Origin of the sequence: Prevotella pallens, assembly GCF_900454935.1 — a bacterium.
Classification (GTDB): Bacteria; Bacteroidota; Bacteroidia; order Bacteroidales; family Bacteroidaceae; genus Prevotella; species Prevotella pallens.
Genome location: NZ_UGTP01000004.1, coordinates 1 through 16,001 on the forward strand (window position 1 = coordinate 1; position 16,001 = coordinate 16,001).

Here is a 16,001-nt window from a genome sequence, read left to right on the forward strand (position 1 = left end):
GTATAGCTCAAAGAACGAAATACACAAGATTTACTACCACAAAATAGGCACGCCACAAAGTCAAGATGTGTTGTTTTACCAAAATCCAACCCAACCTTTACGCTTCTATTCGGTATCGCTGAACAAAGAAGAAACCATTATGTTTCTCTACGAAAGTGGGGCAGGCTCTGGCATGAACCTATATGTGCGCGACCTACGAGTACCTAATTCGCAGTTTATACAGATGACTTCCAATATGGATTTGCAGTATAATCCCATTGGAACAGTAGGCGATAACATTTATTTGCTTACTAACGATGGCGCACCAAAGGGGAGAATAATGGTGGCAAACGTGCATAAACCAGGCTTTAAAGACTGGAAAGAACTTGTAGGAGAAACCAAAAACGTGCTCGAGAATGCACAATTCGCCGCCGATAAACTGGTGCTTAGCTATAGCAAAGATGCTTCTACACACCTTTATGTTTACTCTTTAGATGGCAAAGAACTTAACGAAATAAAGCTTCCAACCGTAGGACGGGCGAGCTTTAGTGGCGAACGTGGACAAAAAGAATGCTTCTATAGCTTTGCATCGTTCACTGTTCCAGGTGCCATTTACCAGTACGACATAGCACAAAACAAGAGTTCTGTTTACACCGAACCTAAGGTTAAGTTCAGCCTTAACCAATATACCACAGAGCAAGTGTTCTTTAATAGCAAAGACGGAACACGTGTTCCAATGTTCTTAACCTACCGAAAAGGACTGAAACGAAACGGAAAGAACCCAGTGTTGATATACGGATATGGTGGCTTTAATGTATCTTTATCGCCCAATTTCTCGTCTATGCGCATACCATTCCTTGAGAATGGCGGTGTATATGTACAGGTAAACCTACGCGGAGGAAGCGAATATGGAGAAGAATGGCACGTTGCTGGTACGAAAATGCAGAAGCAAAACGTGTTCGACGACTTTATTTCGGCTGCCGAATGGCTCGTTTCTAACCACTTTACAAGTAAAGAACACATAGCCATAATGGGTGGAAGCAACGGTGGTTTGCTGGTAGGTGCATGTATGACACAGCGTCCCGACCTCTTCAAAGTGTGCATACCGCAAGTGGGAGTTATGGATATGCTGCGCTATCACAAGTTTACTATAGGCTGGAATTGGGCTCCCGACTATGGAACAAGCGAGGATAGCAAAGCTATGTTCGACTATTTGCGTGCTTATTCGCCCCTCCATAACCTGAAGAAAGGTGTAAGCTATCCTGCAACACTCGTAACAACAGCCGACCACGACGACCGTGTTGTGCCTGCACACTCGTTTAAATTTGCTGCAACTTTGCAGGAATGCCAAGGCGGAACAGCACCTGTTCTTATTCGTATTGATAGTAAAGCAGGGCACGGAAGTGGCAAACCACTGGCTAAACAATTAGAAGAGCAAGCCGACATTTATAGCTTTATAATGTGGAACTTAGGTATGAAGTTTAAATAAAAGCATTAAATAGGTTAGCTAAATATAGCCCATTTAAAATTAGAACCCATCTTTTTGTTTCGCAAAAAGGTGGGTTTTGTTTTTAAATATTGTGTTATTGGCAATCCGTCAGTAGCCGTAGGGGCATATTTATCGTGCCCGCATATACGAAAACACCCACGAAATGGGGAACGAAAATACGTGTGTGGCGATGTGAATATACGTATTTAAAAATGTGGAAATGTATATTTGTTGAAATGGATACACGTTTTTGATAACGCAAGGACACGGGCACGATAAATCCGCCCCTACGCCTTGCGGTGTGTTCGTTGGGTGTTTTGTGTGTGAATGTGGACATTTTGCGGTGTGTTTCGTGGTCTGTTTCGTGGGTGTTCGTTGCACATTCACGGAACGTTCGCAACATATTCATTATCTGTATGTTACATAATCACCATTCAAAAGTATGGTTTTTGCATTGCAAAAGTATGGTTTTTGGCGTGCAAAAAGGGGGTTTTTGGCGTGCAAAAGTATGGTTTTTGTAATTCGAAAGTATGGTTCTTGTTTTTGTTATGCAATAGTGTGCATAACCAATAATAAGGTTTGTGTATTTCGTTTTTTATACTTACCTTTACAACTTAAACGTAAATTGCAAAGGCATAATGGAAGAACACCTCACTGTTTATAGGGCTTCGGCAGGTTCAGGAAAAACATTTACGCTTGCCGTAGAATACATTTCGCTGTTGGTGAAAGACCCCGAGAACTATCAACACATACTTGCTGTAACCTTCACAAACAAGGCAACGCAAGAAATGAAGATGCGTATACTCTCACAACTATACGGCATTGCCAACTCGTTACAGTCGTCGCAACAGTATTTTAATAAGGTAAAAGAAAAAACAAATATGCCCGATGCCGTGATAAGAAACAATGCACGGGCAGCCCTAACCTTGCTTATTCATCGCTATAACAACTTCCGAATACTCACCATTGATGCTTTCTTCCAACAAGTTTTGCGCAATTTGGCACACGAATTGGGGCAAACAGCCAACCTGAGAGTAGACCTTAACAACGAGGAAATTACCGAAAAGGCTGTAGACCAAATGATAGAAAGTTTGGAAAAAGGGCAACCTGTGCTACAGTGGATAAGCACTTACATAAACAATAGCATAGAAGACGACAACGGTTGGAATATTATTGGAAAGATAAAAACCTTTGGAACAAACATATTTAAAGACTTTTATAAAGCACACGAAGCCAATTTAAAAGAACAACTTAGCAATGCCGACGACTTTAAAGTCTACGAAACTACTTTGAGAAAACGTAGAAACGACATTCGAAAAACATTCAACAGTAAGGCAAAAAGCATTCTAAACGAAATAAAAAATGCCAATCTGGACATACCTTCTAACTATCGTAGCGGACTGTATAAGTATTTAACAGATAGCGCAATAGCACCGCTTACTAACAAACCTCTTAAAGCTGGTGTGCTAAAAGCCAACGAATCGCCACAGAACTGGACCAGTTCCAAATGTGCAAAAGCCGACAAACAACAAATACAAACACTGGCTGCAGAAGTGCTTTCGGCACAACTTAGCGAACTAATTGCCTACAATGACGACAATTGGAACGAGTTTCAGTCTATTCAACTCACCCTTTCGCACCTTTCAGAACTACGACTTTTGCACGCCATAGCCGATGCTGTGGACAACTTAACAAAGGATACTAACCGCTTTATGCTTAGCAATACACAAGCATTGCTTAAAGAATTAATTGCAGATAGCGACACTCCTTTCATATTTGAACGTATTGGTGCACGCCTAAAACACGTAATGATAGACGAGTTTCAGGACACCAGCACCATACAATGGCAGAACTTTCAGGTGCTGTTAGCCAACTGTATGGCACAAGAATTGTCGCAAAACCTAATAGTAGGCGATATAAAACAAAGCGTGTATAGGTGGCGACAAGGCGATTGGGGCATACTAAACAACATTGAAAAGAGCTTTGCTCACCAAAAAATAAGACTGGAAACGCTCGATTATAACTATCGTTCCGAAAAACGAATAATAGACTTTAACAACGCCTTTTGGGAACAATGTGTTGCTAATACTGCCAAAGAAGTAGCGCAAGACGATGCCGAAAAAGCCGAAATAGTGCAGAAAGCATACGAAGATGTGGCACAAAAAACACATAAAACTACCGAAAATGGATTCGTAAAAATAAGTCTTTATCCAAGCAAAAGTATGAAAGAGGCTGTGTTAGAAGAACTTATAGAAACCATAAAAGAACTGTTTAACAATGGATATGGTGGTAAAAACCAAAGTAAAATAGCCATTCTGGTACGCTCTAAAAGCAATATTCAAGACATAGTAAACGCACTTTTGCAAAGCTTTGGCAACGAAATTAACATCGTTTCAGACGAGGCTTTTCGCTTAGATGCATCGCTATCGGTAAACATTATAGTGAGTGCTATGCACCTACTTACCCACCCAGACGATGTATTAACACGGGGAAAACTGGTGAAACTCTACAATCAGGAGGTACTAAAAAAGCCATTAACCGACACCGATTTACTGGTTTCTATCAATGAAAGCAACAATATTGACACTAAAAATATAGACAAAAAGGAACGTAGAAAACTGGCTACAGAACAGCAAATGGCTAAATTAAACAGCCAATTGCCACCAGAATACGTAGCAAACAGAGAACTTTTGTTGGGTCTTCCTATCGTAGATTTAGTGGATAAACTATTTATGTTGTTCGGCTTAGACCAGTTAGAAGGGCAAAGTTCGTACATTTGTACACTCTACGATACCCTAAACGACTTTCTGAAAGACCACACAGCAGACATCGATGACTTTATAAACGAATGGGAAAACAGCCTCTCTTCGAAGACAATACAGAGCGATGAGATAGAAGGAATACGCATTATGACCATTCATAAAAGTAAAGGTTTAGAGTTCGATAACGTCATAATACCTTTCTGTAACTGGGAAATGGAAAAGAAAGGAACACTCTGGTGCGAAACAAAAAACAAGCCAGCTCCCTACAATAAGCTACCTTTGCTACCCATAGACTTTAGCAGAGACAAGCTGATAGGCACAGTTTTCGAAGACGATTACAAGGAAGAACACTTCCAAAACATAGTAGACAACCTGAATTTACTATACGTTGCGTTCACAAGAGCATCGAAAAACTTGTTCGTTTTTGGCTTGCGTCAAGGCAAAACAACACTCGATAACATCGCAAAAGGCACTCCACCAGGAAACCGTTCTTATGCTATTGAATTGGCATTAAGGCAGGTTAGCGAACAATTACAAGGCAGTTTGCTTAGCTTTCCCGACGATATTGGTAGCGAAATACATTTCGAATATGGCACATTAGTCCCCGAAATGCACGAAAAAGAACATGCTGTGGCGGACAATCCATTCCTTATTAAACCCGACAAACACATTGTTAGCATTGCTACATACCCACAAGCGGCAACCTTTAAACAGAGCAATAAGAGTATAGAATTTGTGAAAGGAGAAGACGTAGACCCTTCTGACAGAACACGATATATAAAGATTGGTAATGTGTTACACCAACTTTTTTCAACCATTTATACCACTGCCGACATTCCAGCACGGCTCAACGAATTGGAACAACAGGGCATAATATACAACGATGAGATAACTTCGGCACAGCTGCGCACCCGTATTGAAGATGCCATAACCAACCCACAGGTGCAAGAATGGTTCTCTAAAAGGTGGCAACTATATAACGAATGCACCATATTAGAGTATAATAAAGATACCAACGAGATGGAAGAACATCGCCCAGATAGGGTAATGACCGATGGAAAAGAGTTTGTTGTGGTAGACTTTAAGTTCGGAAAAGAACGCGAAGAATATAAGAAACAAGTGCAACAATATATGGAAATTCTTATTCGTATGGGGCATAAAAAGGTGTCAGGATACCTGTGGTATGTAGTAAAAAACAACGTAGTGGAAGTGAATATCTAACCTTAAACTTAGCAAAATGAATACTTTTCTGCAAGCAGTAGCCACCAATTTAATAGAAAAATACGGCAACGACTTAGCCCATAAGGCTATTGTTTTTCCAAACAAACGTGCTGCTTTGTTCCTAAATCAGGAGTTAGCGAAACACGCTAACGGTCCTATTTGGAGCCCATCGTACGTTACTATCTCCGAATTATTCCAGCAACAGTCGAGCTTAACCATAGCCGATCCTATTAAAAGTCTATGTATTCTCTATAAAGTATATATGGAACAAACTGGCAGAAACGAGACTCTTGATGAGTTTTATGGCTGGGGACAGCTGTTGTTAGCCGACTTTGACGACATAGATAAGAACATGGCAGATGCCGAAAAGGTGTTTCGCAACATACGAGACCTGCACGAATTGGACACGATAGACTATCTTTCGGATAGCCAAAAGGCAGAACTCAGTAGGTTTTTTGCTAACTTTACTGGCGATTCGAGCATACTAAAAGACCGCTTTTTAAGACTTTGGAGCAAGCTATACAATATTTATTCGGAGTTTAAAACCAGGTTACGCAAAGAGAATTTGGCTTACGAGGGTATGTTATATCGTGATGTTATAGAGCAAAAACAACTACCTAACCGCTACGATACCTATATTTTTGTGGGTTTCAATGTGCTACAAAAGGTAGAACAAAAACTGTTTTCGGCTCTGAAAAGTGAGGGGAAAGCACGCTTTTATTGGGACTACGACCACTACTATATGGCACAATCTAACGAAGCAGGCGTGTATATTAATAAGTGGTTGCGTGATTTTCCTAACGAATTTGCTGCCGATAACCCACTCTATACTGGCTTCGAAGCGGCAAAAGAAGTGCGCTACGTGTCGGCACCAACCGAGAATTTGCAAGCCCGTTACGTGTCCGAATGGTTGTTAGAAAACCAACGTTACAAGGCAGGAAGGCATACTGCGGTGGTTATGTGCAACGAAATGCTGTTGCAAACTGTTATACATTGCATTCCACCAGAGGTTGAAACGCTCAACGTAACAACGGGTTATCCACTGTCGCAAACACCCATTAGCTCTATGGTTTGGCAACTTATAGCCTTGCAAACCGAAGGTTTTTCGGCACAAGAGGGGGCTTACAGGTTGCAACAATTGGCACATGTGCTACGCCACCCCTATGGAAAATATTTGGGAATAGATGCTAACAACCTGCTTGCAGAACTGCAAACGGAGAAGCAATACTACATTAAAGTGGAACGAACACGCCTTAAACACGTTGATAAACCAGTGGAAGCGTTGGTGGAATGGCTGGTAGAGATGGTTAGAACCATAGCTACTAATGGGGCAGAAAACCACAATCAGCTATTTCAAGAGTCTACTTTCCGAATGTACACCCTACTTAACAAGCTGTTAGAACTAATGAAAGAGGGCGACCTAATGGCAGATTTTGTTATGTTTCGCCGCCTATTCAGTCAGCTAATAGCATCTACTTCCATTCCATTTCATGGCGAACCAGCTCGCGGAGTACAGGTAATGGGAGTGCTGGAAACACGTAATCTCGACTTTGAAAACGTGTTGTTGCTTTCTTGTAACGAGGGAAATATGCCCAAAGGGGTAAGCGATGTGTCGTTTATTCCACACTTTGTGCGAAAAGCATACGGGCTTACCACCATCGATAATAAGGTTTCTGTGTTTAGTTATTACTTCCATAGGCTGTTGCAAAGAGCCAAAAACGTTACACTGTTGTATAACAATTCTACCGAAGGAACACGGGTAGGAGAAATGAGTAGGTTTATGTTGCAACTCTTAGTAGAGAGTAAATTAAACATAAAACAATGGGCATTGCAAGCCGGACAAGAGCCGTTGCGCTTGCAAAAACAAACCATTTGCAAAGACGAAACCGTGTTGAGGAAACTCAATAGCATATCTTATTTCTCGCCAACTGCCATAAACACCTACCAACGATGCCCTGTAATGTTTTATTATAAGTATGTTGCAGAACTATTGGAAAGTAACGACAACGACACAGACGATATAGATGGACGTGTGTTTGGTAATATTTTTCACTGTGCTGCACAGCTTATGTACGAGCAACTTTTACCACGCGAGGTAATTAAAAGCAGCGATATTGAACGACTTTTAAGCACCGGGCGGTCGGTGCAATCGCCTACATCGGGCAACGCAAACGCCACTTTAGACAGCGTTGTGAGCGAAGCTTTTGCCAGAGAACTGTATCTTCAGAAACCTGGAAACACCCACCACCCAAAGCTAAATGGACTGCAAATTATTAAGAAAGAGGTGATTGTGAAGTTCTTGCGACACCTTCTTCAGATAGATTTGCATACATCTCCTATGCGAGTAATACGTCACGAGTTCGACATTTACAAGCGTTTTACAATAAATGTTGGAGGAAAACAGAAAACAATAACGGTAGGCGGGCGTGTAGATAGGTTAGACGAAATAAAGCTGAACACACCCCAAGAGCAACTGAGAGTGGTTGATTATAAAACTGGAAATAAGGTTGCAGGAGAGTTAAAAAAGGTGGAAGATATATTCAATCCGGCAAAAATATTGAACGAAAAGAACGATTATATATTCCAAGCAATACTATATAGCATTATAGAACAGACCGAAGACAACACCAACAACCCCAACCACAAACCAGTAAGTCCGGCATTGCTCTTCATACAACACGCTAATAGAGAGAACTATTCGCCCGTTGTGGTGCTGGAAGGAGCACCTGTTACGAATGCTGCAACCTACGAAAACGATTTCGAAAACTTCTTAAAAGAGAAGTTGGAAGAACTGTTTAACAGCGAAACATTTATCCCAACAACCAACCAAAAGATATGTGAGAACTGCCCATACAACCAGCTTTGCGGACAAAAATAGCCGAACAAAGAGGTTAAAAATATAGCCGTAATGGTGTTGTTATGGGGGTATGAAAAGAATAGAAATACCACCCTTGTTTTTGAAAATAATTCTAACGAAAAACAAAAACCCCCTTTTTACAAAACAAAAACCCCCTTTTTACAAAACAAAAACCCCCTTTTTGCATTGCAAAAAGGGGGTTTTTGGAAGACAAAAAGGGGGTTTTTGCAACGCAAAAATATGGTTGTTGTAATGTGTTAAGTATTAGGCGGTTATGCAAGCGTGTTGTTTTTGCCAAACATTAGCGTACGAATGGTTGTGTTACATTGTTTCTTCTGATATTCTTTTAATACCATTCTGTTGAATATTCTGCCAGGTATGTTTAATGAATAGCGTATTTTGCAGCGTTCATTCCGTAGGCGTAGGGGCAGATTTATCGTGTCCGATTCCACGAAATTCCACGAAATAATGTTGCGCATCTCCACTGTTTGCATCGCAATTCGTACCCAATTTCTGTAATTTTTAAATGCTTACAGCACCTTGAATTTGGCAAATTTCAACAGCAATTGTTTCCTTCCTGCATTGCGAAACGTTACGGTTGCTTTGGTGTTTTCGCCACTTCCTTCAATTGCTTCTACCACACCTATACCGAAACGGAGGTGTTCTATGGTTGCACCAACAGATAACTGGCTGGCTGAAACTGTGCCAAATGTTGTAGAAGAGCCTGTTGGCGACTGTGCAGAATTGCCACCAACGCCAGCAGATAGGGTAGATGTTTCGGTTTGTCTGCCACCGTTTGATATGGCTGCCGATAGTCTTTTAAAGTTTCCTCCCTCGCTTATCAGTCGTTGTTTTGTGCGTTCCGATAGCGGATTTACTGCACGTTCGGGCATTCGTGGAGCCGTAATTTTGGGTCGAGGGTCAGCCTTAAACTGTGTTGCCACAGGGTTTGCGTTTTGCCATCGGCTATCTTTTGCAGGCTCGTCCCACGGCATACGGTTGCCAATACCACCAAATGGCAGGTTCTCAGCGTCTATATAAGCAGGGTCAATGTCCTTTAAAAAGCGGCTAGGATTATTGAATTGCATGGAACCAAAGTGGTAACGGTTCTTTGCATTGGTGAGATAGCAAAGCTGTTCTGCCCTTGTTATAGCCACATATAGTAGCCGGCGTTCCTCTTCAAGCTCTTTTCGCGAACTGGCAGCTATGGCATTGGGGAATATATTCTCCTCTAATCCCACCACAAACACTACCGGAAACTCCAAACCTTTGGCAGCATGGATAGTCATAAGCGACACTTTCGGGCTGCCATCGTCCGCCTTATCCAAGTCGGAATAGAGTGCAACCTCTTGCAAAAAGTCGGTTAAGAAAGTTTCATCTTCCCTTCCTTCCTCTCTTCTTTCGTCCACAAAGGCTTGCATTCCTGCCAAAAGTTCTTCCAAATTCTCACGTCTTGCAATGTCGTCGGGCGATGTTCCCTGTGCCAAATCAGCCCAGATGCCACTTTGTTTTATTATTTCTGTTCCCAAAGAGTATGCATCTGTCATTGCCAATTGGCGTATAAAGTTGCTAATAAGCTCTACAAACGCAGTTAGTTTTGTGGTTGTTCCCTTATTAATATCTAAGTTATAGGTTGGCGGATTGGTGATAACGTCCCACAAACTAGCCCCTTTTGCATTGGCACATTCTATTATTTTTTGTAGCGTAGTGCCTCCGATGCCTCGTGTTGGATAGTTTATGATGCGTTTAAATGCCTCTTCGTCGTTCGGGTTAGCCACCAAACGGAAGTAGGCTATAATGTCTTTTATCTCTTTTCGTTGGTAGAACGACAGTCCACCAAATATCTTATATGGTATTGAAGCCTTACGCAATTCGTCTTCAAAGCTACGACTTTGTGCGTTGGTTCTGTACAAAATGGCAAAGCAATTGTATTGAAATGCTTTTGTGCGGTGTAGTTTTTTAATTTCTTTTACCACCACCATAGCTTCCTCTTTATCGCTGTAGCACGAGTGATAGCTTATTTTTGAGCCTTCGCTTTCCTTAGAATAAACCTCCTTTGGAATTTGTTTTACGTTGTGTTTCATAAGCGAATTAGCTGCTTCTACTATCTTTTGGGTAGACCGATAGTTGCGTTCGAGCTTGAAAACCTGTACATTATCAAACTTTTTTTGGTAGTCTAATATGTTGTCTATGTTGGCTCCTCTAAACGAATAGATACTTTGATAGTCGTCGCCCACCACGCAAACACGTTGGTGTTTTACGGTTAGTAGTTTAACAATAGCCACTTGTACAGAATTGGTATCCTGGTATTCGTCTACCAAAATATACTGAAAGCGGTCGGCATACTTATTGCGAATGTCGGCATTTTCGTTGAGAAGGCGAAACGTATTCACCAAAATATCATCGAAATCCATAGCGTTCGCTTGTTGGCAACGTGCTTGATACACTGTATAAATGCGTGTAACAGCCTGCAGTTTTGCCCCTCTTAAACCACTTTGTCCACCATAGCTACTACCAAAAGCATCGGGACCGATGAGCTGATTCTTAGCCATCGATATAATATTGTGTACTGTAGATGGCTTATAATCCTTATCGTTCAGTCCCAAAGTCTTAATAATCGACTTTAGAAGCGACCGCGAATCGGTTTCATCGTATATGGTAAAGTTGCTGTTATAGCCTATATGTTGTGCCTCTGCTCTAAGAATGCGAGAGAAAACAGAGTGGAATGTGCCCATATAAAGCTGACTGGCTTGTTTCTGATTTACTAGTTTTGCAATGCGTTCTTTCATTTCTCGTGCAGCTTTATTGGTGAAAGTGAGTGCTAAAATGCGGTAGGGCAGCACACCATACATTATTAAATAGGCTATTTTATAGGTAAGAACGCGTGTTTTTCCCGAGCCTGCGCCAGCCACAACCAGCGATGGTCCGTTGCAATATTCTACTGCTTCGCGTTGATTTTCGTTGAGTTGTGCGAGCAGTTGTTCTATTTTTTCTTGTTTATCCTCTTGCATTTGTGTTGTAATGGTAGCGTTTTCTAATTGTTTAATGGGAAGGCTGGTATGTGTTTCATCTGTGTTTCAATCTGCCTTAACCGCTTTCTCATGTACGGTCCTGGTGCTTTCGATGAGAAGCGACGGGGGTTGGGGAGTGTCGCTGCAATAAGTGCACAGTCGGAACGGGTAAGATTTATAGCATCTACATCGAAGTTTTTCTCTGCACAAGCCTGTACTCCGTATATGCCATCGCCCATTTCTATGGAGTTGAGATATACCTCCATAATGCGTTGTTTGCTCCAAAACGTTTCTATAAGAAAGGTGAAATAAGCCTCTAAACCCTTGCGCAGCCACGACCTTCCCTGCCATAAGAACACGTTTTTTGCCGTTTGTTGCGAAATGGTAGACCCACCACGCATACGCTTTTTGCCGTTTAGGTTGTCCTTTGCAGCCTGTTCTATAGCCTGATAGTCGAATCCGTGGTGTGTAAGAAAACGTTGGTCTTCGCTCGCTATGACGGCAACAGGCATAGAAGGCGACATCTTTTCTATTGGAATCCAGTGGTGATAGAGTTTTATTTTCTCGCCATTTCCAATCTGTTCAAAGCATCGCACCAGCATTAAAGGCGTAAAATAAACAGGTATAAAGCGGTATACAATAACGCTTAATATAGTGGATACGAACAGTAAACCCACTATCCATTTAGCAAATTTAATAACTTTCTTTACCATACAATGCACAAAGTTACGAAAAAGAAAGCGGTTTAACAAGAAAACTTTCTGCTGTTTGCTATGGTGTTTGCATAGAAAGTGTTGCACAGTGTTGCTTTCTATGGCTGTTAAGTTTACCATATTTAGTTGTTATTTTCGGCAATATAGGTGTTATAGAATCCCAAACGTGCGTGGCGTTTATAGTGGTGATGGTTTGCTTTAGATCCGCTTTAACAACTGTGATGTATAGTATTTAAAAACCAAAAACCCCCTTTTTGCATTGCAAAAGTATGGTTTTTGGTGTACAAAAAGTAGGTTTTTGCAATGCAAAAAGTAGGTTTTTGGTAAGGCGTTGTTATACAAATAGTTACGCAGTGTTATTTTCCTGATGTTCTATTTGTGTTATTGGTGTCGCAAATGCGCCATATTTCGTACATTAAAACCAATTGTTTTTAATTGTGATATGGGTGCGATGAATTGGCAAATACGCCACACGGTGTGTTCGCTGCCATACATTTGCGAAAAAAGTATCCACACGTTGGTGTTCCTAGGTGTATATATTACACAGCAAAAAGGTGGATTTTGTTTTTAGATTTTATTGATCTGGATTCTCAATAAAGCCTTTGTATTGTTCTTCTAATCCATTTTCAATGCTGTTGTAAGCCTCCTTCATGGTTTCTTTTTCAAATTCAACGCCCTTTCCTTTTGGTGGAATTGGTTCGTGAATGGTGAGCGAAAGTGGGTGCCAAACAGGGAAATGCCAGTCGCGTGTGCGGGGCATAACATCGAAAGCACCATTAATAGTGATGGGACAAACTGGCAATTGAAGCTCGTCGGCTAGCATAAATGCTCCACGGCGGAATACTCCCAGATGTCCTGTAAAGGTGCGTGCGCCTTCTGGAAATACCACAACCGACATACCTTCGCGTAGAGTTTCGCGTGCTTGATCGTAGGTTCGCTTAATTTTACTCGCCCCCGACTTGTCTACAAAAATATGGTGTGCACATTCGCAAGCTATTCCAATGAATGGTATTTTGCGTATGCTCTTCTTCATCATCCACTTAAAATTTCGTCCTAAAAAGCCGTAAATGAGGAATATATCGAACGATCCTTGATGGTTAGAAACAAACACATAGCTTTGGTTTTGGTGCAAATGTTCGCGTCCTTCTACCTTTACAGGCAGCAAAAGGGCACGAATAGTGAACTTTCCCCATAGTCGTCCGGGGTGATAACCCCAGAAGTGGCCGTTGCCTAAGCGGCATCCTATGGCTGTAACCGTTGCTGTTATAATGGAAGCAACCAGGAAAAGCGGAAGGAAAACAAACAGCACGTATATCCGATAGAGCAGTGTGAGCAACGTGCCAACAATAGTTTTGTGTCCAGTTTGTGTAGTTTTTTTGTTGTAGTTTTGTTGCATAGTGTTTGTAAGATGTTGCTTATTATGTTGTTTTAGCCTTAAGTGTGATAACCACAATCTCGTTTGGCATATTCACACGGAAGGGTGCAAAGCCTCCCAAACCATCGGTAACGTTTAGAAAATGGTTGCCACTGCGATACACACCATAGTCGTTTTCCTCTCTAATTTCGGTTGGTCGAAATCCAAAAAACTGCATTTGTCCGCCGTGTGTATGTCCACACAGTGTTATTTGCGCTATGTTTTTAGGCAGTATATGGCGTCTCCATGCCGATGGATCGTGCTGAAGCATAATAACGAAAGCCCCTTTGGCAACCCCTTGAAGTGCCTTTTGGTAGTTGGCTTTTTGTGGAAATGGCGGCTTACCATCGTTCTCTGTACCTGCAATAACAATGCTATCGTTGCCTCGTTTTATGGTTATGTGGTTGTTTTCTAACAAGTTCCACCCTAATTTATGGCGTACAATGTTAGCAAAATCGTTATTTTGTTGTTCAGCCTCTTTAGGGTTTAGTTTTACATATTCGGTATAATCGTGGTTTCCGCGCACGGCAATGGCATTCTTCATACTGGTTTTCAGGAGGTTTGTAAAGGGCAGAATTTCGCTTGGACGCATATTTTGGAGGTCTCCCGTAAACACTATTAGGTTGGCGTTCTGGTGTTTTATGCTGTCCATTTCGTGTTCCAGAATAAACCGTCGCCACCCATTGAAAGTGCCAATGTGCATATCTGACACCTGAACAATGCGGTATCCATCGAAGTTTTTGGGTAAATTGCTTACATTAAGGGTGATATGGCGCACCCGAATTTGGGAAAAACCGAATGTAAGACCGTACACATACACCAAGAAAGCGGCTATTCCAGCCGCCAAACCCACGTAATGGCCGTAGTTTCTGCGTGTTTTTACAATGGTTTTGCGCACCAATGAACCAACGAGCGAGCATATACCAAAGATGGTTTTTGGTGCTACGAAAGCGCCTAAAAGGAATAAATAGGTGTTAAGCCATGTAAGATTAGTAGGTGCAAAGTTGTGTATAGACGCTAAAACACAGGTGTATACCACAAGAAAAATAGTAGGAATCCACCATGCTAATCGTTGTTGCCACGTGATATGAATACGTTTTCGGAAGTAGTGAATATCTATATAAACATCGGAAAGAACGATGATGAGTAGTAAAGGAATAACAATTCGTGCTATCATATCTATTTATTATTAAAGTTTCTGAATGCGATTTGTTCTCCGCGATAGTGGGAATCGAATTGGTTTTGGTTAAGAATATGCACCCCATTGCAGAAAGTATGCACCACTTTCCAATGGTATTCGTGTCCCATCATAGGGCTCCATTTACATTTGCTTTGTATGTTTTCCTTGCTAACCGTCCATGTTGTGTTCGGCTTAACAATAGTAATGTCGGCACGATAGCCCTTTCTTAAAAAGCCCCTTTCGTCAATTTTGAAACGCTGAGCAGGCGCATGTGCCATAAGTTTAACCAACTGTTCTATTGTAATAATGCCGTTATCAACCAGTTCGAGCATAGTTGGTAGCGAGTATTGTACCATTGGCATACCCGAAGAAGCGGTAGCACAGCCACCCTGTTTCTGCGATAAAAGATGCGGAGCATGGTCGGTTGCCACAGTGGTAATACGTCCATCGGCAAGTGCTCGGCGTAGTTCGGCACGGTCGTGCGCTGTTTTTACAGACGGATTACACTTAATTAACGCTCCCTTTGTGGCATAATCGTTGTTTGTAAAGTACAAATGCGCAATTACAGCCTCCATTGTTACGAAGTCGCAAACGTGTGGTTGTTGCAACAAATGTAGTTCGCGAGCCGTTGAAAGGTGTGCAATGTGTAGTTGGGTATGGTGTTTCAGCGCCAATTCTACAGCGAGTTTAGAACTCTGGAAGCAGGCATCTTCGCTCCTAATTTCGTAGTGATGACAGATATCGGGGTCGTCTCCGTAGAGCATTTTTGCCTTTTTCATATTGTTGGCAATAATGTTTGAGTCTTCGCAATGCGTCATAACGGGTAGGTTTTTGGCTGCTGCTGTAGCAAAAATCTGCTCTAATGCGCTCCGTCTGTCCACCAACATATTTCCCGTAGAGGCTCCCATAAACAGTTTAACCCCAGGTATGGTGTGTTCGTCGAGTAGTTTTATGGTGTCGGCATTGCAGTTTGTGGCTCCGAAAAAGAACGAATAGTTAATGTGAGAGCTGTGTTTGGCACGTTCAAACTTATCGTTTAGTGCTTCGATAGTGGTGGTTTGCGGATTGGTGTTGGGCATTTCGAAGAACGAAGTAACGCCTCCGAACGCTGCAGCACGGCTTTCGCTTTCAATATCAGCCTTGTTTTCCATTCCCGGTTCACGGAAATGCACGTGCGAATCAATGATTCCTGGTAAAACAAAACACCCCGTGGCATCGACTATTTCGTCGAAATTGCCACGGGGTGTTGTATTTTCTGTTATGATTTCGGCTATTCGATTGTCTTCAATGACGATTGTGCCATTGAATGTTTTTCCTTCATTTACTATCGTTCCGCCTTGAATGAGTTTCCTCATTTTGTATGTATATATATATA

General features: G+C 41.7%; 9 protein-coding genes. 3 read left to right on the forward strand and 6 right to left on the reverse strand.

Annotated elements, in window-relative coordinates:
- From DX009_RS11440 to DX009_RS11450, 3 genes are all read left to right on the forward strand, one after another.
- Positions 1–1,468: prolyl oligopeptidase family serine peptidase (locus tag DX009_RS11440; protein WP_147278691.1), on the forward strand; the 1,468-nt coding region annotated here is incomplete at its 5' end.
- Positions 1,469–2,106: 638 nt separating this feature from the next.
- Positions 2,107–5,451 carry a UvrD-helicase domain-containing protein gene (locus DX009_RS11445; protein WP_115084179.1) on the forward strand — a complete coding sequence of 1,115 codons (3,345 nt, stop codon included), beginning with the start codon at positions 2,107–2,109 and terminating at the stop codon, positions 5,449–5,451.
- Between the two features lie 16 nt (positions 5,452–5,467).
- Positions 5,468–8,329 (forward strand): PD-(D/E)XK nuclease family protein, encoded by a 2,862-nt coding sequence (locus DX009_RS11450; RefSeq protein WP_115084180.1) that lies wholly within the window; start codon positions 5,468–5,470, stop codon positions 8,327–8,329.
- 251 nt (positions 8,330–8,580) lie between these two features.
- Here the strand turns inward: DX009_RS11450 and DX009_RS11460 are convergent, their stop codons facing one another.
- From DX009_RS11460 to DX009_RS11485, 6 genes are all read right to left on the reverse strand, one after another.
- Positions 8,581–8,802, reverse strand: a complete 222-nt coding sequence (locus DX009_RS11460) for a hypothetical protein (RefSeq protein ID WP_115084182.1) — start codon at positions 8,800–8,802, stop codon at positions 8,581–8,583.
- 36 nt (positions 8,803–8,838) lie between these two features.
- Complete coding sequence (locus DX009_RS11465) at positions 8,839–11,319, reverse strand: ATP-dependent helicase (protein WP_115084183.1); 2,481 nt, start codon at positions 11,317–11,319, stop codon at positions 8,839–8,841.
- Positions 11,320–11,342: 23 nt separating this feature from the next.
- The gene (mtgA, locus tag DX009_RS11470; RefSeq protein WP_040595866.1) at positions 11,343–12,032 is read right to left on the reverse strand and encodes a monofunctional biosynthetic peptidoglycan transglycosylase; all 690 of its coding nucleotides are present in this window, start codon (positions 12,030–12,032) and stop codon (positions 11,343–11,345) included.
- A gap of 574 nt (positions 12,033–12,606) precedes the next feature.
- The gene (locus DX009_RS11475) at positions 12,607–13,428 is read right to left on the reverse strand and encodes a lysophospholipid acyltransferase family protein (protein ID WP_115084263.1); all 822 of its coding nucleotides are present in this window, start codon (positions 13,426–13,428) and stop codon (positions 12,607–12,609) included.
- A gap of 22 nt (positions 13,429–13,450) precedes the next feature.
- Positions 13,451–14,623, reverse strand: a complete 1,173-nt coding sequence (locus DX009_RS11480) for a metallophosphoesterase (RefSeq protein WP_115084184.1) — start codon at positions 14,621–14,623, stop codon at positions 13,451–13,453.
- A 2-nt stretch (positions 14,624–14,625) separates the two neighbouring features.
- Positions 14,626–15,981: a dihydroorotase gene (locus tag DX009_RS11485; protein ID WP_115084185.1), complete on the reverse strand. Its 1,356-nt coding sequence runs from the start codon at positions 15,979–15,981 to the stop codon at positions 14,626–14,628.
- Positions 15,982–16,001: the final 20 nt, after the last annotated feature.